1 rRNA gene is annotated in these 652 nt (G+C 56.6%); it reads left to right on the top strand.

The window, feature by feature from the left end:
• Positions 1–157: 157 nt before the first annotated feature.
• A 16S ribosomal RNA gene (locus tag IEV64_RS19770) occupies positions 158–652 on the top strand; the annotation flags it as partial.

Below are 652 nucleotides of genomic sequence, written 5' to 3'. Positions count from 1 at the left end.
CGGTACGCCGCAAGACGGTATCTGATGTTAGCCCTAGTAGTTCGGTGACATCCGAACGGATGTCATACGAACTCGGACCTTTGAACGGTGATTTGACAGCAATACGCTGCCATTCACCCGCCAACACCCCGCGACCAGGTTTAAATGGTCGCGACCCATTCCGGTTGATCCTGCCGGAGGTCATTGCTATTGGGGTCCGATTTAGCCATGCTAGTTGTACGAGCTTAGACTCGTTGCGGAAAGCTCAGTAACACGTGGACAAACTACCCTACGGAGAGCCATAACCTCGGGAAACTGAGGCTAATAGTTCATAGGAGAGTCGCGCTGGAAATGCCGACTCTCCCAAACGCTCCGGCGCCGTAGGATGTGTCTGCGGCCGATTAGGTAGACGGTGGGGTAACGGCCCACCGTGCCGATAATCGGTACGGGTTGTGAGAGCAAGAGCCCGGAGACGGAATCTGAGACAAGATTCCGGGCCCTACGGGGCGCAGCAGGCGCGAAACCTTTACACTGCACGCAAGTGCGATAAGGGGACCCCAAGTGCGAGGGCATATAGTCCTCGCTTTTCACGACTGTAAGGCGGTCGTGGAATAAGAGCTGGGCAAGACCGGTGCCAGCCGCCGCGGTAATACCGGCAGCTCAAGTGATGACC

The organism is Haloferax sulfurifontis, from assembly GCF_014635105.1.
Lineage (GTDB): Archaea > Halobacteriota > Halobacteria > Halobacteriales > Haloferacaceae > Haloferax > Haloferax denitrificans.
The sequence above is the reverse complement of the archived record's forward strand: the minus strand, read 5'-3'. Positions and strand labels throughout refer to the sequence as shown.